The organism is Microbacterium rhizophilum (assembly GCF_039605615.1).
GTDB classification, from domain to species: domain Bacteria; phylum Actinomycetota; class Actinomycetes; order Actinomycetales; family Microbacteriaceae; genus Microbacterium; species Microbacterium rhizophilus.
In genome coordinates this window covers 1-19,450 of the sequence record NZ_JBCNUN010000012.1, presented here as the reverse complement: position 1 = coordinate 19,450, position 19,450 = coordinate 1, and the positions used below count along the sequence as shown (strand labels likewise).

Here is a 19,450-nt window from a genome sequence, read left to right as displayed (position 1 = left end):
TGTCACCGATGTCCTGATGCAGGAACCGTCACCGATGTCCTGATGCAGTTCCGTCACCGATGTCCTGAGACATCACACGCGCTTTCACGCCTCACAGCGCGTGTCTTCGGCGACAACACGTGTTCTCGCAGTGACCGGAGCGGTCCGAGCCCACCACCCCTGCGACCGGGCGGGTCAGCCCAGCAGGGCCGTGAGCCAGCCGGCGCCCCGGACCGTGGCCCCGGCCTCCTCGGCGCGCGCCCGCAGCTCGCGGTCGCTCGTGACCACCGTGACGGCATGACCCTCCTCGACGAGGGCCACGGCCTCCGCGGCGATCGTGTCGTCGCCCTCACCCGCCGCGCGCACGGTCCGGACGCCGGCGACATCCGCCACGTCCCGGGCCTGCCCCTCGACGACCACGACGAAGTCGGGGAACCAGTGCGTCGCCCCGAGGCCGAGGTCGGACGCCGCCACTCCCGACGCGGCGAGCGCCGCGACGCGTGTGAGCAGACGCTCCGCCGCGCCCGCGCGGTCCTTCCACCAGCCGTCCGGCACAGATCCGACGACGTTGGCGCCGTCCACGAGGATCACGGGACGCACGTGCAGCAGCTCGCGCAGCGAGGTCCACGCCGCCGCGAAGCCCGGGTGCAGCGGCCGCTGATCCACGTCGGCGAGGCGCGCCCACTCGACCGCGAAGCTCTCCGGATCCGTCACGGCGCCGGCGAAGTGCTCGATCACGTCCGCCACGACGGTCGTGTACGACCACACGTCGAGGTCGAGCACGTGCGTGAACCGCGGGCGCACGGACGTCGTCGGGACGCCGGCCTCCTCGGACGCCTCCCGCAGCGCGCCGTCGATCGCCCGCTCGTCCTGATGCAGGGCTCCGCCCGGCAGGGCCCACGTGCCGCCGAAGTGGCTCCAGCCCACGCGGTGCTGCAGCAGCACGCCCCGCTCGACGTCGAACGCCATCAGACCGGCGGCCCCGAAGCGCCCCCAGTACCGCTCGCCCGACGCCGTCACGACCCAGGCGTCGCCGGGATCGCGCGGGCCGGAGAACCGCGGGGACTCTCCGCGTCGGGCAGGCTCGATGGTCACCATCCCAGCCTGTCACAGCCTCGCGGGGCACGCCCGCCGGGGCGTCATCCGGCTTCGCGAAGCACCCACACACCGGCGGTCCTGCCCGGAGACAGGCTCACCGGGCACGCCGCACGACACCCGCCCCATCCAGCCTGCGAGCGGCCCGCGCCTCGCCCGGCCACAGGCCAGCGCCCCGAGGCGCAGGCTCACGAGCCACGGCAGCGCCCATCAGACACATCCAGCCTGTCAGCGGCCGCCCAGCCCAACCCGCCGCGGCCTAAGCCGCCCTACCGCTGCCGGCGCTCCCGCACGCGCATGTTGATCACGATCGGGGTGCCCTCGAAGCCGTACAGCTCGCGCAGGCGGCGCTGCACGAAGCGGCGGTAGCCCGGGTCGAGGAAGCCGGTCGTGAACAGCACGAACGTGGGCGGACGCGAGCCCGCCTGCGTGCCGAACAGGATGCGGGGCTGCTTGCCGCCGCGCAGCGGGTGCGGGTGCTCGGCGACGAGCTCCGACAGGAACGCGTTGAACTTGCCGGTCGGGATGCGCTGGTCCCACGAGGCGAGCGCGGTCTCGAGCGCGGGCACGAGCTTCTCGAGGTGACGCCCGGTCTTCGCGGAGATGTTGATGCGCGGGGCCCACGCGACGTGCGCGAGGTCCGTCTCGATCTCGCGCTCCAGCATGCGACGGCGGTCGCCGCCGCGGCGGTCGTCCTCGAGCAGCTCGTCCCACTTGTTGAACGCGAGCACGAGCGCGCGCCCCGACTCGAGCACGAGGTCGATGATGCGGACGTCCTGCTCGCTGATCGGCTGGCTCACGTCGAGCACGACGATCGCGACCTCGGCCTTCTCCAGCGCGGCCGACGTGCGCAGCGACGCGTAGAAGTCGGCGCCCTGCTGCAGGTGCACGCGGCGGCGGATGCCCGCGGTGTCCACGAGGGTCCACAGCTTGCCGCCGAGCTCGACGATCTCGTCCACGGGGTCGCGCGTGGTGCCCGCGAGCTCGTTGACGACCACGCGCTCCTCGCCCGCGGCCTTGTTCAGCAGCGACGACTTGCCGACGTTGGGGCGTCCCAGGATCGCGACGCGGCGCGGTCCGCCGATCTCGTGCTTCGCGACGGCCGAGACCTCGGGCAGCACCTTCATGATCGCGTCGAGCAGGTCGGCCACGCCGCGGCCGTGGATGGCCGAGACGGGGTGCGGCTCGCCGAGGCCGAGGTTCCACAGCGCGTAGGCCTCGGGCTCGTGACGCGCGTCGTCGATCTTGTTCGCGACGAGGAACACGGGCTTGTCGGTCTTGCGCAGCAGCTTCACGACGTGCTCATCGGTCGACGTGGCGCCGACCATGGCGTCGACGACGAACAGGATCACGTCGGCCAGGTCGATCGCGACCTCGCTCTGCGCCGCGACCGAGCGGTCGATGCCCTTGGCGTCCGGCTCCCAGCCGCCCGTGTCGACGAGCGAGAAGCGGCGGTCGAGCCACTCGGCCTTGTACGTGACGCGGTCGCGAGTGACGCCGGGGGTGTCCTCCACGACGGCCTCGCGGCGTCCGAGGATCCGGTTCACGAGCGCGGACTTGCCCACGTTCGGGCGCCCGACGATCGCGACCACCGGCAGCGCCGGCAGGTACTCGATGCCGTCGTCGCCGCGCTGGACGCCGGCGAGCAGCTCGGCGTCCTCCGCGTCGAGGTCGTAGTCCTCGAGGCCCTGGCGCAACGTGGCGGCGCGGCGCTCGGCGAGCTCCTCGTCCACCTCCGCCAGGCGCTCGGCGAGCCGGTCCGGCTTGCCCTCGTACTCGTCGTCAACGGCCATCGTGGCCTCCCAGCTTTCTGTCGATCACCGCGGTCACGGCGTCGATGGTCTGTTCGAAATCCAAGTCGCTGGAGTCGACCACGTCGACCCCCGGGTCCGCCTCCGCGAGATCCAGCACGTGGCTGTCCGACTCGTCGCGGGCGGTGATCGCCGCGGCGACGGTCGCGGTGTCGGCTCCCAGCTCGAGCCCGCGGCGCGCGGCGCGCACCTCGGGCGATGCGGTCATCAGGATGCGCACGGGCGCGTCGGGCGCGACGACCGACGTGATGTCGCGCCCCTCCATGACGACGCCGGCGAGCCCCGACTCCCCCGCCAGCCGGCGGTAGATCGCGTTGAGGTACGCCCGCACCTCGGGCACGCGCACGAAGCCGGCGATCGCGGCGGTCACCTCGGGCGTGCGGATGGCGGCGGTCACGTCCGTGCCGCCGACCGTGACCGTGCGGTCCTCCGGGTCGAGGCCCAGGCGCAGCTCGAAGCCGGCGAGCGCCGCGATGACGGCGTCGGCGTCGGCGGTGTCGACGCCGGACGCGCGCAGGTGCCATGACAGCGCGCGGTAGCCCGCGCCGGTGTCGAGCAGGCCGTAGCCGCGGCGGCGCGCGACCTCCTTCGAGACGCTGGACTTGCCGGATCCGGCCGGGCCGTCGATCGCGATGATGGGGCTGTCGTGCTCAGTCATACGTCGTGCTCGCAATCCGCCATCCGCGCTGCTCGAGGCCCTCGACGGCCGAGCGCAGCACGCCCGGCACCACGCTGATCTCCGCGAGGCCGAACTGCGCGCCGGGCGAGTGCTCGAGGCGCAGGTCCTCGATGTTGATGCCCAGCTCGCCGAGGTCGCCGAACAGGCGTCCGAGCTGGCCGGGAGTGTCGTCGACCATGACGACGAGGGGCTCGAAGCGCCGGTTCTGACCGTGCTTGCCCGGCAGGCGCTCGACGCCCTCGTTGCCGCGGCGGATCGTGTCGGCCACCGCGCGGCGGGAGCCCGCCGCGTCCGGCGCCCGCAGCGCGTCGGCGAGCGACGTCAGGTCCGCGGCGAGCGCGTCCAGCACGTCGACGACCGGCGCGGAGTTCGCGCCCAGGATCTGCACCCACAGCTCGGGCGCGGAGTGCGCGATGCGCGTCGTGTCGCGCACTCCCTGCCCGGCCAGCCGCAGCGACTCCTCGGGCGCGTCGGTGAAGCGCCCCGCGAGCAGGCTCGCGACCACCTGCGGCACGTGCGAGACGAGCGCGACCGAGCGGTCGTGCTCCTCGGGCGTCATCTCGATCGGCATCGCGCCGAGGTCCAGCGCGAGGTCCTCGATGCGGTCCAGGTCGGCGGAGGACTCGGAGCCGTCGCGGCAGATCACCCACGGGCGCCCGGTGAAGATGTCGGCGCGGGCCGAGATCGCCCCGCCCCGCTCGCGACCGGCCATGGGGTGCGAGCCGATGTAGTGCGCGAGGTCGACGCCGCGGGCACGCAGCTCCTCGCGCGGGCCGAGCTTGACCGAGGCCACGTCCGTCACGACGACGCCCGGGAACCGCTCGAGCTCGCGCTGCACGACGTCGGCCGTGACATCCGGCGGCACCGCGACCACGATCAGGCGCGGCGCGTCCTCGGACGACTCGGCGCGGCCGGCGCCGTAGTCGATCGCGAGGCGCAGCTGCGTGGGCGACGTGTCGGTCAGGATGACGTCGACCCCGTGCGCGCGCAGCGCGTGGCCGATCGACGCGCCGAGCAGGCCGGCGCCGACGATCCGGACGGGTCCGGTCGTCCGTGCGGCGCGCGCAGCGATGTCGGTCACGAATTCTCCTGACCCTCGGCCGGTCCGGGTGCCTCCCCCGACGGATCGACGGTGTCAGAATCACCGGATCCCTGGCGCGAGAGAGTCAGCAGCGCGCCTCGCTCCACCTTAGTCAACTCCCGGGCGCGTCCCACTGGGAGGGTTCCCAGGTGCAGCGGCCCGAACTGGCGCCGCACCAGCTCGACGACGGGGTGACCGACCTCCGCCATCATGCGGCGGACGATGCGGTTGCGCCCAGAGTGCAGCGTGAGCTCGACCAGGCTCGACCCCGCGGAGGCGTCCAGCAGCCGCGCCTTGTCGGCGTGGATGGGCCCGTCCTCGAGCTCGATGCCCCGTGTCAGCCTCTGGATGGTCGCGGGCGTGACGGTGCCCTCGACCTTCGCGATGTACACCTTCGTCACGCCGAACGACGGGTGCGCGAGCACCTGCGCCAGCTCGCCGTCGTTGGTCAGCACGAGCAGACCCGACGTGTCGTAGTCCAGGCGGCCGACGTTGAACAGGCGCTCGTCCCAGTCCTTCGCGAACGCGCGCAGATCCGTCCGGCCGCGGTCGTCCTTCATCGAGCTGATCACGCCCGTGGGCTTGTTCAGCATCACGTAGCGCTTGCCCGCATCCAGCTGCACGGCCGTGCCGTCGACGTCCACGAGATCGTTCTCCGGGTCGATGCGCGAGCCGAGCTCGGTCACGACCCTCCCGTTGACGCGCACGCGCCCCTCGACGATCAGCTGCTCCGACACGCGCCGCGAGGCCACGCCCGCGTTCGCGAGCACCTTCTGCAGGCGGATGCCCTCTGCCTTGTCTTCCATGTCCCACTCTCTGCCCGATTCGCGCCCCCATTCCGGCCGGAAGTGGGACACGCTCGATGGTGTCAGCCGACGATGTCGTCGAAGCCCTCGGATCCGTCATCCAGCAGCGGCGAGATCGGGGGCAGCTCGTCGAGCGAGTTGATCCCCAGCTGCTGCATCAGCAGGTCGGTCGTGCCGTACAGGATCGCGCCGGTCTCCGGATGCGTCGACACCTCGGTGATGAGGCCGCGCGCGAGCAGCGTCCGCACCACCGAGTCGACGTTCACCGCGCGGATCGACGCGACCTGGGAGCGCGTGACGGGCTGCTTGTACGCGATCACGGCGAGCGTCTCGAGGGCGGCCTGCGACAGACGCGCGGGCGCCTGACCGCCCACGAACCCGGCGACCATGTCGTCGTACTCGGCGCGCACGTAGAACCGCCAGCCGCCGCCGACCTCGCGCAGCTCGAAGCCGCGCTCGGCGGTGCCCGAGGTGCCGTCGTAGTCGTCCACGAGCGCGGCGAGCGCCTTGCGCACGGCGGGCACGGGGGCGCCCACGGCCGTCGCGAGCGACACGACGCTGAGCGGCTCGTCCGCGATCATCAGGATCGCCTCCAGCCGCTGCGCGATGCCGCCGGGGAACTCGGCCGGCTCCTCCGCGGGCTGCTCGACGGGCTCCAGCTCGGGCTCCAGCTCAGCCTCCTCCGTCGTGGTGTCATCGGTCATAGTCGGCCCCCAGGGTCGCGAGCGTCTCGTCGGACCAGTGGTCCGCCGTCCAGGTCAGCGTCAGCTCGCCGAGCGGCTCGAGCTGCTCGAAGCTGATCGCGGCGTGCCGGTACAGCTCCAGCACGGAGATGAAGCGCGCCACCACGATGCCGGCCTCGGTGATCCCGGCGACCAGCTCGCGGAACGACAGCCGCTCGGATCCGCGCAGCAGCGTCACGACCACGGCGGCCTGCTCGCGGATGCTCACGAGCGGCGCGTGCAGGTGGTCCAGGCCGACCCGCGGGATCTCCCGCGGTGCGAACGCCAGCATGGCGATCGCGGCGAAGTCCTCCGGCGAGAGCGTCCAGACCAGCTCGGGCGTCTTGGCGCGGTACTTCGGGTCCAGCGGCACGCTGCGCGTGTGGCGCCGATCCTCGCCCTGCAGGCCCGCGGCGAACCACGCCGAGACCTCCTTGAACGCGCGGTACTGCAGCAGGCGCGCGAACAGCAGGTCGCGCGCCTCGAGCAGCGCGACCGACTCGGCGTCGACCAGCTCGCCCTGTGGCAGCAGGCCCGCGACCTTCATGTCGAGCAGCGTCGCGGCGACCACGAGGAACTCGGAGGCCTGGTCCAGCTCCTCATCCGGTCCCAGCTCGCGCAGGTAGCCGATGAACTCGTCCGTCACCTTCGACAGCGCGACCTCGGTGATGTCCAGCTCGCGCTGCGAGATGAGGTTCAGGAGCAGGTCGAACGGCCCGTCGAAGTTCGACAGCGAGACGCGGAAGCCCTTCTCCGGGGCGCCCGCGGGCGCGGCGTCGGGCGCTTCGGCGTCGGGCGAGGTGCCGTCCGCCGCCTCCGGCGGGACGTCGCTACGCGACTGCGCCACGGGCGACCAGCTCCCGCGCCAGCCGCAGGTAGGCCTGGGCGGCCGGATGCTGGGGCGCGAACTCGGTGATCGGCATGCCCGACACGGACGCGTCGGGGAACTTCACGGTGCGGCCGATGACGGTCTCGAGCACGTCGTCGCCGAAGGCCTCGACGATCCGCTCGAGCACCTCGCGCGAGTGCAGCGTGCGCGGGTCGTACATGGTCGCGAGCAGCCCGTCGAGCTGGATCGTCGGGTTGAGGCGATCGCGGACCTTGCCGATCGTCTCGATCAGCAGGGCGACGCCGCGCAGCGCGAAGAACTCGCACTCCATCGGGATCAGCACGCCGTGTGCCGCGGTGAGGGCGTTGATCGTCAGCAGGCCGAGCGAGGGCTGGCAGTCGACCAGGATCACGTCGTACTCGGGCGCGACCTTGCGCAGCACGAGCGACAGGATCTGCTCGCGCGCGACCTCGTTGACGAGGTGCACCTCGGCCGCCGACAGGTCGATGTTGGCGGGGATCACGTCGAGCCCCTCGACCGCGGTGGGCACGATCGCCTCGTGCGGGTCCCGCTTGGTGTCCAGGAGCAGGTCGTAGATCGTCGTGACGTCGTGCGCCTGCACGCCGAGGCCGACCGTCAGGGCGCCCTGCGGGTCGAAGTCGACCGCGAGCACCTTGCGCCCGTACGACGCGAGCGCGGCCGCCAGGCTGATGGTGGTCGTCGTCTTGCCGACGCCGCCCTTCTGGTTGCACAGCGCGATGATGCGCGCGGGGCCGTGTCCCTCGAGCTTCTCCGGAGTCGGGAAGCCGTGATACGGACGTCCGGTCTCTCCCAGGATGACCTCATCCTGCTTCTTCGCCCGGGCCTTCTTGTCCGTCACCGATACTCCCGCCTTCGACATGCTTGCTCGATTGTAGCGATGCCCGTCCGGGCACCCGCGGAGCGGGGGCGGCGATCCGGCGTTCCGGACCTTCGTCGCGGGATCCCGAGCCGGGTCGTCAGCCGGCGATCAGCTTGGCCGCGGAGGTCTTCGACGCGGTCGTGTACCCGGTCTTGGTGCCCGTGACCCTCACCGTGATCTTCCGTCGGGCGTCGGCCTTCACGAGCCGGTAGGTCGACGCGGTCGCCCCGGCGATCGCCTTGCCGTCCCGCAGCCACTGGTACCGCACGGTGACCGGGGCGGGCTTCCACGTCCCGGCCTTCGCCGTCAGCGTGGATCCCGCCTTCGCCGTGCCGGAGACGGTGGGAGTGACGCCGGCGAGGGTCCCCCTCGCGACGGTCTTGGCCGCGCTGGTCTTCGACGCGGAGACGTAGCCGGCGCGCGAGCCGGTCACCTTCACCGAGAGCTTCCTGCCCGCGTCGGCCGCGACCGGGGTGTAGCTCGGCGAGGTGGCCCTGCTGATCGCCTTCCCGTCGCGCAGCCACTGGTACCTGAAGGTCGCGCCGCTCGTCCACGTGCCGGGCTTGGCCGTGAGCGTCCGGCCGACCGCGACCGTGCCGCTGATGGCGGGCGTGCCGGCGGCGATGGGGCGCGTCGCGTGTCCGTACAGCTGCGCGACCTTGACGGACTCCCCGGTGCCCGAGACGCCGAAGACCTGGACGTAGTAGGGCGTGGCACCGCGGAACGCCACGCCGACGCCGATGCGGTCGAACTCCCTGCGGAGGATGTTGGCCCGGTGGCCCGGGGAGTCCATCCAGCCGACCATCACCGCGGCGCCGTCGGCGTGCCCGTACGCGATGTTCTCGCCGATGCCCATCCAGCCGTAGGCCCAGCCGCCCGCGGCGCCGACCGTGTCGGGGTTGTGGCGGAAGTCGCCGGTCCGGGCCATGGTGTGGGCCCAGCCCTGCGCGGCGCTGTCGAGCTTCGCGGAGGGCAGGAGCGCGGACAGGCCGCCCGCCTTGCGCTCCTTGTTCACCTGCGCGTAGATCTGCGCCTCGAAGGTGTCCGCGGTGGTCGCCGCCTGGGCGTCGTCGGCCGGGACCAGGACGCTCGCGAGCACGGCGAAGGCGACCGCCAGCACCGCCCCGATCCGGGTGGGCTTCCTCAGCGGCGCAGCGGTCATGCGGGCATCGTGACACGCCGCGGCCGCGCGACCGGCGGGGGCTCCCACCGCGCGGGCCCGGGGCGCCCATCCGGTCCCGCTGTCCGGGGGACCCGGCTCTACCGCGCCCGCGGGTGGCTCGTGGCGTACACGTCGCGGAGGGTGTCGACGGTGACGTGCGTGTAGATCTGCGTGGTGGCGACGGAGGCATGGCCGAGAAGCTCCTGCACCACCCGCACGTCGGCACCGCCCTGCAGCAGGTGCGTCGCGAACGAGTGGCGCAGGGTGTGGGGCGACACGTGCGCGGTCAGCTGCGCCTTCTCCGCCGCCTCCTGGATCACGAGCCACGCGCTCTGCCGCGACAGCGGCGCGCCGCGGGCGCCGAGGAACAGCTTCGGCGATGCCCTGCCGCGCGTCGCGAGGTCGGGCCGCACGCGCGTCAGGTACGCGTCGACCGCGGCGCGCGCGTACGAGCCGACCGGCACGATCCGCTCCTTGGAACCCTTGCCCCGCAGTCGCAGGATCTCGCCCGTCGCGAGGTCGTCGACGTCCAGCCGGATCGCCTCCGACACCCGCGCGCCGGTCGCGTACAGCAGCTCGAGCAGCGCGCGATCGCGGATCCCGATGGGGTCCTCCCCCGACGGGGCGGCGAGCAGCCGCTCGACCTGCTCGATCGTGAGCGCCTTCGGCAGCCGGCGCGCCTGCTTGGGCGGGCGCAGCCGTTGCGACGGGTCCGCGTCGGCGATGCCCTCGCGCGCGAGGAACCGGTGCAGCCCCCGCACGGACGACTGCAGTCGCGCGAGCGAGGACGCCGCGGGGGCGGGATCGGCGGAGGCGCGCTCGGCCGCGAACTCGGCCACGATCGCGGGCGTGACGTCCGTCGTGTCCGCGACGCCGCGGTCGTCCAGCCACGCGACGTAGCCGGCGAGATCCCGTCGGTAGGCCGCGATCGTGTGGTCGGACAGGCCGCGCTCGATCGTGATGTGACGCAGGTACGCGTCGACGGCCCGATCCAGGTTCATCAGCCCTCGGCGGCGCCTCGCCGCAGCCTCTCGGCCGCGAGCATCACGCCGAGCATCATGGCGCCGTTCGAGACGCGGCCCCCGAGCACGGCGGACACCGCCTCCTCGATCGGCACCCAGGCGGTCCGGATGTCCGCCTCCTCGCCGTGCCGCGCGAACACCTCGGGCGCGTCCGACAGGCCCGTCGCCAGGTAGATGTGGATGATCTCGTCGCTGCCGCCGGGCGTCGGCGCCATGCGCGCGAGCTTCTCCCAGTTCTCGGCGACGAGGTCGACCTCCTCGGCCAGTTCGCGCCTGGCCGTGTCGAGCGGGTCCTCGCCGTCGACGTCGAGCAGGCCGGCCGGGATCTCCCAGTCGCGCGTGCGGACCGGGTGGCGGTACTGCTGGATCAGCAGCACGCGATCCCGGTCGTCGATCGCGACGATCGCGACCGCGCCGGTGTGATCCACGTAGTGCCGGATCAGCTCGTGCCCGTTGTAGAGGAAGCGGTCCTCGCGGACGTCCCACACGCGGCCGTCGAACGCGAGGCGCGAATCGACCACCTCGACGTCGAACGGCTCGTCGTGCAGGTCGGTCGGCGCCTCGGTGCCCACGGTCAGTCGGCCTCGACCTCGAACAGCTCGCTCGCGCGGTGGCGGTCGACCGCCGCGCCGACGAGGCCGCGGAACAGCGGGTGCGGCTCGGTCGGGCGCGAGCGCAGCTCGGGGTGCGCCTGCGTGGCGACGTAGTAGGGGTGCACGTCGCGCGGCAGCTCGATGAACTCCACGAGGTTCAGGTCGGGGTTGATGCCCGAGAACACCAGGCCGGCGTCGGAGATCTGCTGGCGGTAGGCGTTGTTGACCTCGTAGCGGTGGCGGTGGCGCTCCTGGATCTCGTTCGCGCCGTACGCCTCGGCGACGATCGAGCCTTCGGCCAGCTGCGCCGGGTACAGGCCGAGGCGCATGGTGCCGCCGAGGTCGCCGCCCGCGAGGATGTCGACCTGCTCGGCCATGGTCGCGATGACGGGCGCCGCGGTCTCCGGGTCGAACTCGCTCGACGACGCGCCGTCGATGCCGGCGACGTGGCGCGCGTACTCGATCACCATGCACTGCAGGCCGAGGCAGAGGCCGAGCGCGGGGATGCCCTGCTCGCGCGCGAAGCGGAGCGCGCCGAGCTTGCCCTCGATGCCGCGGATGCCGAAGCCGCCGGGCACGCAGATGGCGTCGAGGTCGGAGAGCTGCTTGGCGGCGCCCTCCGGCGTCTCGCACGTGTCCGACGGGATCCAGCGGATGTTGACCTTCACCTCGTGCGCGAAGCCGCCGGCCTTGAGCGCCTCGGTCACCGACAGGTACGCGTCGGGCAGGTCGATGTACTTGCCGACCAGGCCGACCGTGACCTCGAGCTTCGGGTTGTGCACGGCCTGCAGCACGGTGTTCCAGCGGGTCCAGTCGACGTCGCCGGCCTTCGCACCGAGGCCGAGGCGCCGCACGATGTACGAGTCCAGGCCCTGGTCGTTGAGCGTGGACGGGATGTCGTAGATGCTCGGCAGGTCGACCGTGTTCACCACCCCCTCGATGTCCACGTCGCACATCAGGGCGATCTTGTTGCGGTTCGACTCGCTCACGGGGCGGTCGCTGCGCAGCACGAGCGCGTCGGGCTGGATGCCGACCTGGCGGAGGGCTGCGACCGAGTGCTGCGTCGGCTTGGTCTTCTGCTCGCCCGAGGCGCCCATGAACGGCACGAGCGAGACGTGGACGAAGAACACGTTGTCGCGGCCGAGCTCGTGACGCAGCTGACGCGCGGCCTCCAGGAACGGCTGCGACTCGATGTCGCCGACCGTGCCGCCGACCTCCGTGATGATCACGTCCGGCTGCGGGTCGGCCTGCGACTGCAGGCGCATGCGGCGCTTGATCTCGTCCGTGATGTGCGGGATGACCTGCACGGTGTCGCCGAGGTACTCGCCGCGGCGCTCCTTCGCGATGACCTGCGAGTAGATCTGGCCGGTCGTGACGTTGGCCGCCTGGCTCAGGTTCACGTCCAGGAAGCGCTCGTAGTGCCCGATGTCGAGGTCGGTCTCGGTGCCGTCGTCCGTGACGAACACCTCGCCGTGCTGGAACGGGTTCATGGTGCCCGGATCCACGTTCAGATACGGGTCGAGCTTCTGCATCACGACGTGCAGACCGCGGGCCGTCAGCAGATTGCCGAGGCTCGCCGCGGTGAGTCCCTTGCCGAGAGAGGAGACGACACCACCCGTCACGAAGATCTGCTTGGTGGTGGTCTCGGATCCCGCGCCAGGTGTCTGCATCACGGGCTTCGATCCTAACAGTGGTTGCTTCGAACGGGCCGAGCGGCGCGTCGTCGCCCGCGGGATGCGGGGATTCGGATCATCCTGGCACGAGGCGTGCGCGCGTCGCGACCAGCGCCCGCACCGCCGCCGCGTCCCGCACGACGGCGTCGTCCGGCGCCGCGACATCGGGCCCCGGACCGGAGGGACTCATGCCCGGACGGATCCGAGCGCCAGCAGCTCGCGCGCGTGCGTGAGGGCGGCGTCCGAGTCGCTCAGGCCGGACAGCAGGCGCGCCATCTCCGCCTCGCGCGCGGCGCCGTCCAGACGCGTCACGCTCGAGGACGTCACGGACCCGTCGTTCGCCTTCACGACGCTCAGGTGGTTGCCCGCGAACGCCGCGACCTGGGCGAGGTGGGTGACGGCGATCACCTGGGATGTCTCGGCCAGGCGCGCCAGGCGCCGGCCGACCTCGATCGCGGCGGCGCCGCCGATGCCGGCGTCGACCTCGTCGAACACGAACGTCGGCACCGGATCCGTCTGCGAGATCACGACCTCGATCGCCAGCATCACGCGGCTGAGCTCCCCGCCCGACGCGCCCTTGGAGACGGCGCGGGGCTCCGCGCCGGGGTGCGGCGCGAGCAGGAGGGAGACCTCGTCGCGGCCGTGCGTCGACTCGGTGCCGGCGGCGACGTCCACAAGCAGCCGCGCGTCGGGCATCGCGAGCGCGTGCAGCTCCTCCGTCACGGCCTCGGACAGCCGCACGGCGGCCTGCGTGCGCGCGGCGGTGAGCGCGTCGGCCCGGGCGTCGAGCGCCTCGCGCGCCTCGGCGAGCTGGCCCCCGAGTCGCTCGACGCGATCGTCGTCGTCGTCCAGCTCGGCGAGCCGCGCGGATCCGGTCTCCAGGAGTGCGATCGCCTCGTCAAGCGATCCGTGCGCGCGCACGAGCGCGTTCAGGATCGCGCGCCGCCCCTCGACCGCGGCGAGCTCGGCCGGGCCGGCTTCGTCGAGGTCGGCGAGGAAGCCCGAGAGCTCCACGGCGATGTCGGCGGCGCGGTAGCCGAGGTCGGCGAGCTGCTCGCCGAAGCCGGCGAGGTCCGGATCCGCGACCCGCTCGAGCGCGCGCCGCGCGTCGGCGAGCAGCGTCGACACGTCCACGCCGCCCTCCTCGCTGGACAGCGCCTCGCGCGCGACGGCGGCCGCGGCGCGCAGCTCCTCGGAGTTGGCGAGGCGCTCGGCGCGCTCGCCGAGCGCGACGTCCTCCCCCGGCTCGGGCGCGGCCTGCTCGATCTCGGCGAGCGTCGCGCGCAGCGCCTCGGCCTCGGCGGCCCGGGCGTCGCGATCGGTCACGAGGGTCGTCAGCTCCCGGTCGAGCGCGCGCCACGCGTCGTACGCCTCGCGGTACGCCGCGAGCGCGTCGCGGACCGGATCGCCCGCGAACCGATCGAGCGCGTCGCGCTGCGCGGCGGCGGACTTCAGCCGCAGCTGATCCGACTGCCCGTGGACGACGACCAGCGCGTCGGCGAGATCGGCCAGGACGCCCGCGGGCGCGGCACGGCCGCCGACGCTCGCGCGGCTGCGGCCCTCGGCCGCGAGTGTGCGGGACAGGTAGAGCTCGGCGCGGCCGCCGCCGATCGGCTCGAGGTCGCCGCCGGCGTCGCGCACGCGCTCGGCCACGGGGCCCTGCTCGGGCACGATCCACACGCCCTCGACCGAGGCCTGCGACGCGCCGGCGCGCACGGCGCCCGAGTCGGCGCGCTGGCCCAGCAGCAGCCCGAGGCCGGTCACGACCATGGTCTTGCCCGCGCCGGTCTCGCCCGTGATCGCCGTGAACCCCGCGCCCATGGGCAGGCTCGCCTCGCTGATCACGCCGAGGTCGCGCAGCCGCATCTCCTCGATCATCTGGTCGCCTCCGCGACGGGCTCTCTCACGCGCTCACTCCATCGCCTCGGCCGGCACCGTGTCGATCACGCCCGTGGCCATGGGATCGGCGGGGCCACGCCATCCGGTGACGGGGAGCTTGAACTTGCGCACCAGCCGGTCGGTGAACGCGGCGGGGTGCAGCCGAGCCAGACGCACGGGCTGCGGCGAGCGCCGCACGGACACGCGCGCTCCGGGCGGCAGGGGGTGGGAGCGGCGGCCGTCGCACCACAGCACGGCGGACGCGCCGGCGCCGCCCTCGAGCACCTCGACGGCGATCGCGTGCTCGGGGCCCACGACCAGCGGACGCGCGAACAGCGCGTGCGCCGACAGCGGCACGACGGCGATCGCCTGCACGGTCGGCCAGATCACGGGCCCGCCGGCGGAGAAGTTGTACGCGGTGGATCCGGTCGGCGTGGCGATCACGACGCCGTCGGCGCCGAAGGTCGACAGCGGGCGCTTGTCGATCTCCATCACGACCTCGATCATCTTCTCGCGGCTGTCCTTCTCGACCGTCGCCTCGTTCAGCGCCCACGTCTCGTACACGACCCGACCCGCACGATCCTTCACCCGCACGTCGAGCGTGAGGCGCTCCTCGACCGCGTAGTCGCCCTCGATCGCGCGCTGCACGGCGGAGTCCATCGCGTCGCGCTCGATCTCGGCGAGGAAGCCGACGTGGCCCATGTTGATGCCGAGCACTGGAGCCGTGCCGTCGCGCACCAGCTCGGCGGCGCGCAGGATCGTGCCGTCGCCGCCCAGCACGATCGCGAGGTCGATGTCGGCGAGCGGCACGTCCGTGCCGAGTACCGGCACCTCGGCGAGCACGGGCGCCAGGGCCGACAGCTCGGTGCGGTCCTCGCGCGACAGCACGGGCTGCGCACCGGACGTGCGCAGCAGCTCCGTCACGCGCACCGCGGCGTCGACCGTGTCCTCCCGGTGCGCGTGCGCGACGACCAGGATCTTCCGCTCGCTCATCGGCCTCCGTCGCTGTCCGTCGGGCCGTGCCTCATCCGGCACAGCACCGCTCGATCGTGGTCTTCCATTCTGTCGGATCCGTTCCGCGCCCCGGGGCGATGTGGATGAGCGTCTCCACATTGCCGTGCGTGCCGTGGATCGGCGACGGCAGCACGCCGAGCGTGCCGAGCCCGAGGTCGTGTGCCGTGAAGAGCACCTCCAGCACGGCGTCGGCGCGAAGGCCGGCGTCGGTGACGACTCCCCCGCCGATCCTGGAGCGCCCCACCTCGAACTGCGGCTTGACGAGCAGGATGACGTCCGCGCCCTGCGCCGCCACCAGCGCGACCGCGGGCAGCACCTGCGTCAGCGAGATGAAGGAGAGATCCCCCGTGACCACGGACGGCGGCTCGGCGACCCCGCTCGCCGCCGCGAGGTTCTCGGCGGTCATGTACCGGACGTTGAAGCCCTCGACCGAGCGCACGCCCGCGTCCACCGCGACGCCCGGGGCAAGCTGGCCGTGTCCGACGTCGACCGCGAGGACCGGATCGGCGCCGCGCTCGCGCAGCACCTGGGTGAATCCGCCCGTCGACGCGCCCATGTCGAGGGCGACGCGGCCCGCGACGTCGATGCCGAAGCCGTCGAGCGCGCCGATCAGCTTGTGCGCGCCGCGGCTCACGTAGTGATCCGCCGCGCTCACCGCGATCTGGGTGGCGTCGTCGACCTTGAGGGATGCCTTCGCGGCCACGCGGCCGCCGACCTGCACGCGGCCCTCCTCGATCAGGGTCGCCGCGTGCGTGCGGGACCGCGCCAGTCCCCGTGCCGCGAGCGCCGCGTCCAGGCGCTGCGTCATCCGCCGTTCGCCGGCTCCGGCGGCGCCTGGTCGAGCCGGCGGGCGAGCTCGTCGTGCAGGCTCGCGTAGGCAGCGGCCCGGCCCGCGAGGGGCTGCCCCTCGATCACGCGCACGCGGCTGACGAGGCCCTCGGCCTCCCGGTCCTCGCTCGCATCGCTCATGCCCTCAGCCTACGTCCCGCCTGCCGCGCCCGCCGTCGGGCGAGCCGCGGGCGGGTCCGAGCCGGAGCCGCTCAGCGCGCGACGCGGAACGGGTCGGCGTACAGCCGCTCGGGCACGCGGAAGCCGAAGATCTGTCGTCCGGTGTCCCAGATGGCCTTGGCCGCGGCGCGCAGCAGGTCGATCGGCTCGCCCTCGGCCACGATCTGGACGTCCGGTCCGTCGATCCGGATCGCCGCGTCGCGCACCCAGACCGTGTCGCCCTTCACGCGCGCCACGGGGTAGGGCTCGAACAGCTGCCGCAGGTCGGACACGATGTACGTCGGGCGGCTGTCCGGCGGGGCGGCCAGCACGTGCTTGGGCCGGTCGATGCCGGTCAGGACCAGCGCCGACGGCACCCCGGCACGGTTCGCGCCCAGGATGTCCGTGTCGAGCCGATCGCCGATGAACAGCGGCGAGGTCGCGCCGAAGCGGGCGACGGCCTCGTGGAAGATCGGCGCCTCGGGCTTGCCCGCCACGGTCGCGAGCCGCCCGACCGCCGTGTGCACGGCGGAGACGAGCGTTCCGTTGCCCGGCGCGATCCCCCGCGCCTGCGGGATGGTCCAATCGGTGTTGGTGGCGATCCAGGGAATGCCGCCCTCGTCCTCCGGCAGCTGCAGCGCGAACGCCGCCTCGGCCAGCTGCGTCCACGAGACCTCGGGCGCGAAACCCTGCACGACCGCCGCCGGCGACTCCTCGGAGCTGCGCGTGACGACGAAGCCCGCCTTCTCGACCTCCACCACGAGGCCCTCGCCGCCGACGACCAGCACGGTCGCGCCGGGCGCGATCCTCTGCGCGAGCAGGCGCATCGCGGCCTGCGGGCTCGTGACGACCTCGTCGGGGCGCGTGTGAAGCCCGAGCTCGGCCAGGTGGGCCGCGACCGTGGCGTCGGTGCGGGAGGCGTTGTTGGTGATGTAGCCCAGGCGCCGGCCCTCCGCCGCCGCGCGGTTCAGACTCTCGACGGCGTGCGGCAGCGCGCCCGGGCCCGCGTACACGACGCCGTCGAGATCGGCGAGCACGACGTCGACGCCGTCGAGCGGCGTGCGCTCGGGGGCGCGCTTAGAAAAGAGCGCCATCGGGGCGCGTCCCGCCGTCCTCGTCGCCCTTCGCGGGCTTGCCGTCCTCGGACACCTCGACCTCGGGAGCATCGTTCTCAGGAGCCTGGGGCGCCGGGGCATCGTCGATCTCGGAGAGGATCTCCGCGACCTCGTCCTCGACCGTGAACTCCTCGTCCTCGGGCTCGTCGGCCACGGGCTCGTCGGCCACGGGCTCGTCGGCCACGTCATCGGCCGGCACCTCGGGCTCGTCGGCTTCGTCGGCCTCGGGCTCGTCCTCCGTCAGCTCCTCGGTGTCGGCGTCGTCGATCTCGATGACGTCGAACTCGTCCTCGTCCACGCTGTGGCCGAGCGCGTCCGCGGCGATGTCGGCGCGACGGCGCCAGTCGGCCGCCTCGTCAGTCAGACCGAGGTCCTCGAGCACGGCGGCGCGAGCCGCGAACAGCCCGGGGCTCCACTCGAACGCGCGATCGGGGTCGAGCTCGGGGATGTCGAGCTCCACAAGCGCGAGCTGCGTGTCGCCGAGGTCGAGCCGGGCGCCCGACATCGCGATGGCGAGCTCCACGCGCGCTGCGGTCGGCAGGGTCGCACGGTCGACCGCGCGGCCCTCCTCGAGCGCGCGCTCGGGGCGCCCCAGGCCGCGCTCGCTGTCCACGATCAGCGCGATCTGGTCGTCGCGACCGGTGATCCGCCGGTAGGTGCGCAGCTCGCGCAGGGCCAGCGCGAAGTCGCCCACCGTGTAGGCCGTGATGGCGAGTGTCTCGCGGGCGATCGCGACGCGGCCGGCGTGGCGCACCGCGGCCTGCGCGTGCTCGTGTGCGAGCGCGGGATCCTCGTCGAGGGTGCGCGCGGCCATCGCGAGGTGACGCGCGACGCGCTCGGCGTTCTCCTTGCTCAGGGTCTTGAGCTCGTTGCGCGCCCCGCCGGGCAGGTCACGCGGAGTGATGTCGTCCGGCAGCTCGGGGTCCTTGATGCGCAACGACTCCGGCGGTCGGGAATTGCCGCGCTCGTAGCCGTCGTCCGAACGGCGGTCGCCGAACCGGCGGTCCCCGTCACGCTGCGGCCGACGATCGCCGTCGCGGAAGGATCCCCGGCGGTCGCCGTCGCGCTGCGGACGGTCGCCGTACGAACGGGGCTTGTCGCCATCCCGCGAGTAACGGGGACGGTCCCCGTCGCGCTGCGGACGGTCGCCGTACGAACGCGGCTTGTCACCATCCCGCGAGTAACGGGGACGGTCCCCGTCACGCTGCGGACGGTCGCCGTACGAACGGGGCTTGTCGCCATCCCGCGAGTAACGCGGACGATCCCCATCACGCTGCGGACGGTCGCCGTACGAACGCGGCTTCTCACCATCCCGCGAGTAACGCGGACGATCCCCGTCACGCTGGGGACGGTCCCCGTACGAACGCGGCTTCTCACCATCCCGCGAGTAACGCGGACGATCCCCGTCACGCTGGGGATGGTCACCGTACGAACGCGGCTTGTCACCATCCCGCGAGTAACGCGGGCGGTCCCCGTCACGCTGGGGACGGTCGCCATACGAGCGCGAGCGGTCGCCGTCGCGCTGCGGACGGTCGCCATACGAGCGCGGGCGGTCACCGTCACGCTGCGGACGGTCGCCATACGAGCGCGGACGGTCGCCGTCGCGCTGCGGACGGTCGCCATACGAGCGCGGACGGTCGCCGTCGCGCGAGGGGCGACCATCGCGGTCGCCGTAGCGGGGCCGATCGCCGTCGCGCTGAGGACGGTCACCGTACGAACGAGGCTTGTCGCCGTCGCGCGAGGGGCGCGGGCGATCGCCGTCGCGCTGCGGCCGGTGGTCGCCGCCATCGCGCGAGTAGCCGCCCTGGCGGGAATCACCGCTGCGCTGGCCGTCACGGGAGCCGCCCCGGTCGCCATCGCGGCGAGGGGCTCCGCCCCTGCGGTCGCCGTCTCGAGGAGCGCCGCGGCTGTCGCCTCGGTCGTCCCGTCCGCGGTCGCGTCGGTCACCGTCGTCTGCAGCCATGTCCATTCCTCTATCCAAACCCCAGCGGGATCACTTTTCCAGGCCATCCAGGCCCCGGTAAACGCAGAAGGGCCACCCGTCGTTGGGTGGCCCTTCTGTCTTCACGTTAAGTCCGGCGGTGTCCTACTCTCCCACAGGGT

At 72.9% G+C, this 19,450-nt stretch carries 19 protein-coding genes; 1 reads left to right on the top strand and 18 read right to left on the bottom strand.

Features of this window, described 5'->3' with window-relative positions:
- Positions 1-174: 174 nt before the first annotated feature.
- The 18 genes from AAD528_RS15480 to AAD528_RS15395 form a co-directional block, all read right to left on the bottom strand.
- Complete coding sequence (locus AAD528_RS15480) at positions 175-1,074, bottom strand: NUDIX domain-containing protein (RefSeq protein ID WP_345752983.1); 900 nt, start codon at positions 1,072-1,074, stop codon at positions 175-177.
- Positions 1,075-1,343: 269 nt separating this feature from the next.
- The gene (der, locus tag AAD528_RS15475; RefSeq protein ID WP_345752982.1) at positions 1,344-2,867 is read right to left on the bottom strand and encodes a ribosome biogenesis GTPase Der; all 1,524 of its coding nucleotides are present in this window, start codon (positions 2,865-2,867) and stop codon (positions 1,344-1,346) included.
- Positions 2,857-3,543, bottom strand: a complete 687-nt coding sequence (gene cmk, locus AAD528_RS15470; protein ID WP_345752981.1) for a (d)CMP kinase — start codon at positions 3,541-3,543, stop codon at positions 2,857-2,859. Before cmk ends, der begins: the two co-directional genes overlap by 11 nt.
- Entirely contained in the window at positions 3,536-4,636 is a 1,101-nt protein-coding gene (locus AAD528_RS15465; protein WP_375339638.1) for a prephenate dehydrogenase, read from the bottom strand. Before AAD528_RS15465 ends, cmk begins: the two co-directional genes overlap by 8 nt.
- A gap of 5 nt (positions 4,637-4,641) precedes the next feature.
- The gene (locus AAD528_RS15460; RefSeq protein ID WP_345752979.1) at positions 4,642-5,451 is read right to left on the bottom strand and encodes a pseudouridine synthase; all 810 of its coding nucleotides are present in this window, start codon (positions 5,449-5,451) and stop codon (positions 4,642-4,644) included.
- A gap of 62 nt (positions 5,452-5,513) precedes the next feature.
- On the bottom strand, positions 5,514-6,155 hold the full coding sequence (scpB, locus tag AAD528_RS15455) for an SMC-Scp complex subunit ScpB (protein WP_345752978.1): 642 nt from the start codon (positions 6,153-6,155) through the stop codon (positions 5,514-5,516).
- The gene (locus AAD528_RS15450) at positions 6,145-7,020 is read right to left on the bottom strand and encodes a segregation and condensation protein A (RefSeq protein WP_345752977.1); all 876 of its coding nucleotides are present in this window, start codon (positions 7,018-7,020) and stop codon (positions 6,145-6,147) included. The genes scpB and AAD528_RS15450 overlap by 11 nt, the downstream gene beginning before the upstream one ends.
- Positions 7,004-7,903, bottom strand: a complete 900-nt coding sequence (locus AAD528_RS15445; RefSeq protein ID WP_345752976.1) for a ParA family protein — start codon at positions 7,901-7,903, stop codon at positions 7,004-7,006. The genes AAD528_RS15450 and AAD528_RS15445 overlap by 17 nt, the downstream gene beginning before the upstream one ends.
- A gap of 97 nt (positions 7,904-8,000) precedes the next feature.
- Complete coding sequence (locus AAD528_RS15440; protein WP_345752975.1) at positions 8,001-9,065, bottom strand: CAP domain-containing protein; 1,065 nt, start codon at positions 9,063-9,065, stop codon at positions 8,001-8,003.
- A gap of 98 nt (positions 9,066-9,163) precedes the next feature.
- A complete protein-coding gene (gene xerD / locus AAD528_RS15435) occupies positions 9,164-10,066 on the bottom strand; it encodes a site-specific tyrosine recombinase XerD (RefSeq protein WP_345752974.1) in 903 nt (300 codons plus the stop codon).
- Complete coding sequence (locus AAD528_RS15430; protein ID WP_345752973.1) at positions 10,066-10,659, bottom strand: NUDIX domain-containing protein; 594 nt, start codon at positions 10,657-10,659, stop codon at positions 10,066-10,068. The genes xerD and AAD528_RS15430 overlap by 1 nt, the downstream gene beginning before the upstream one ends.
- A gap of 2 nt (positions 10,660-10,661) precedes the next feature.
- The gene (pyrG, locus tag AAD528_RS15425; RefSeq protein WP_345752984.1) at positions 10,662-12,350 is read right to left on the bottom strand and encodes a CTP synthase; all 1,689 of its coding nucleotides are present in this window, start codon (positions 12,348-12,350) and stop codon (positions 10,662-10,664) included.
- Between the two features lie 189 nt (positions 12,351-12,539).
- Complete coding sequence (gene recN / locus AAD528_RS15420) at positions 12,540-14,231, bottom strand: DNA repair protein RecN (protein ID WP_345752972.1); 1,692 nt, start codon at positions 14,229-14,231, stop codon at positions 12,540-12,542.
- Between the two features lie 33 nt (positions 14,232-14,264).
- Complete coding sequence (locus AAD528_RS15415; protein WP_345752971.1) at positions 14,265-15,224, bottom strand: NAD kinase; 960 nt, start codon at positions 15,222-15,224, stop codon at positions 14,265-14,267.
- Positions 15,225-15,255: 31 nt separating this feature from the next.
- Complete coding sequence (locus AAD528_RS15410; RefSeq protein ID WP_345752970.1) at positions 15,256-16,053, bottom strand: TlyA family RNA methyltransferase; 798 nt, start codon at positions 16,051-16,053, stop codon at positions 15,256-15,258.
- Entirely contained in the window at positions 16,050-16,214 is a 165-nt protein-coding gene (locus AAD528_RS15405; RefSeq protein ID WP_345752969.1) for a hypothetical protein, read from the bottom strand. Before AAD528_RS15405 ends, AAD528_RS15410 begins: the two co-directional genes overlap by 4 nt.
- Before the next feature lie 71 nt (positions 16,215-16,285).
- Positions 16,286-17,326 carry an HAD-IIA family hydrolase gene (locus AAD528_RS15400; protein ID WP_345752968.1) on the bottom strand — a complete coding sequence of 347 codons (1,041 nt, stop codon included), beginning with the start codon at positions 17,324-17,326 and terminating at the stop codon, positions 16,286-16,288.
- Complete coding sequence (locus AAD528_RS15395; protein ID WP_345752967.1) at positions 17,310-18,161, bottom strand: prolipoprotein diacylglyceryl transferase; 852 nt, start codon at positions 18,159-18,161, stop codon at positions 17,310-17,312. Before AAD528_RS15395 ends, AAD528_RS15400 begins: the two co-directional genes overlap by 17 nt.
- Before the next feature lie 6 nt (positions 18,162-18,167).
- Here AAD528_RS15395 and AAD528_RS15390 point away from each other — a divergent pair.
- On the top strand, positions 18,168-19,450 hold a 1,283-nt coding region (locus AAD528_RS15390; RefSeq protein WP_345752966.1), incomplete at its 3' end, for a hypothetical protein.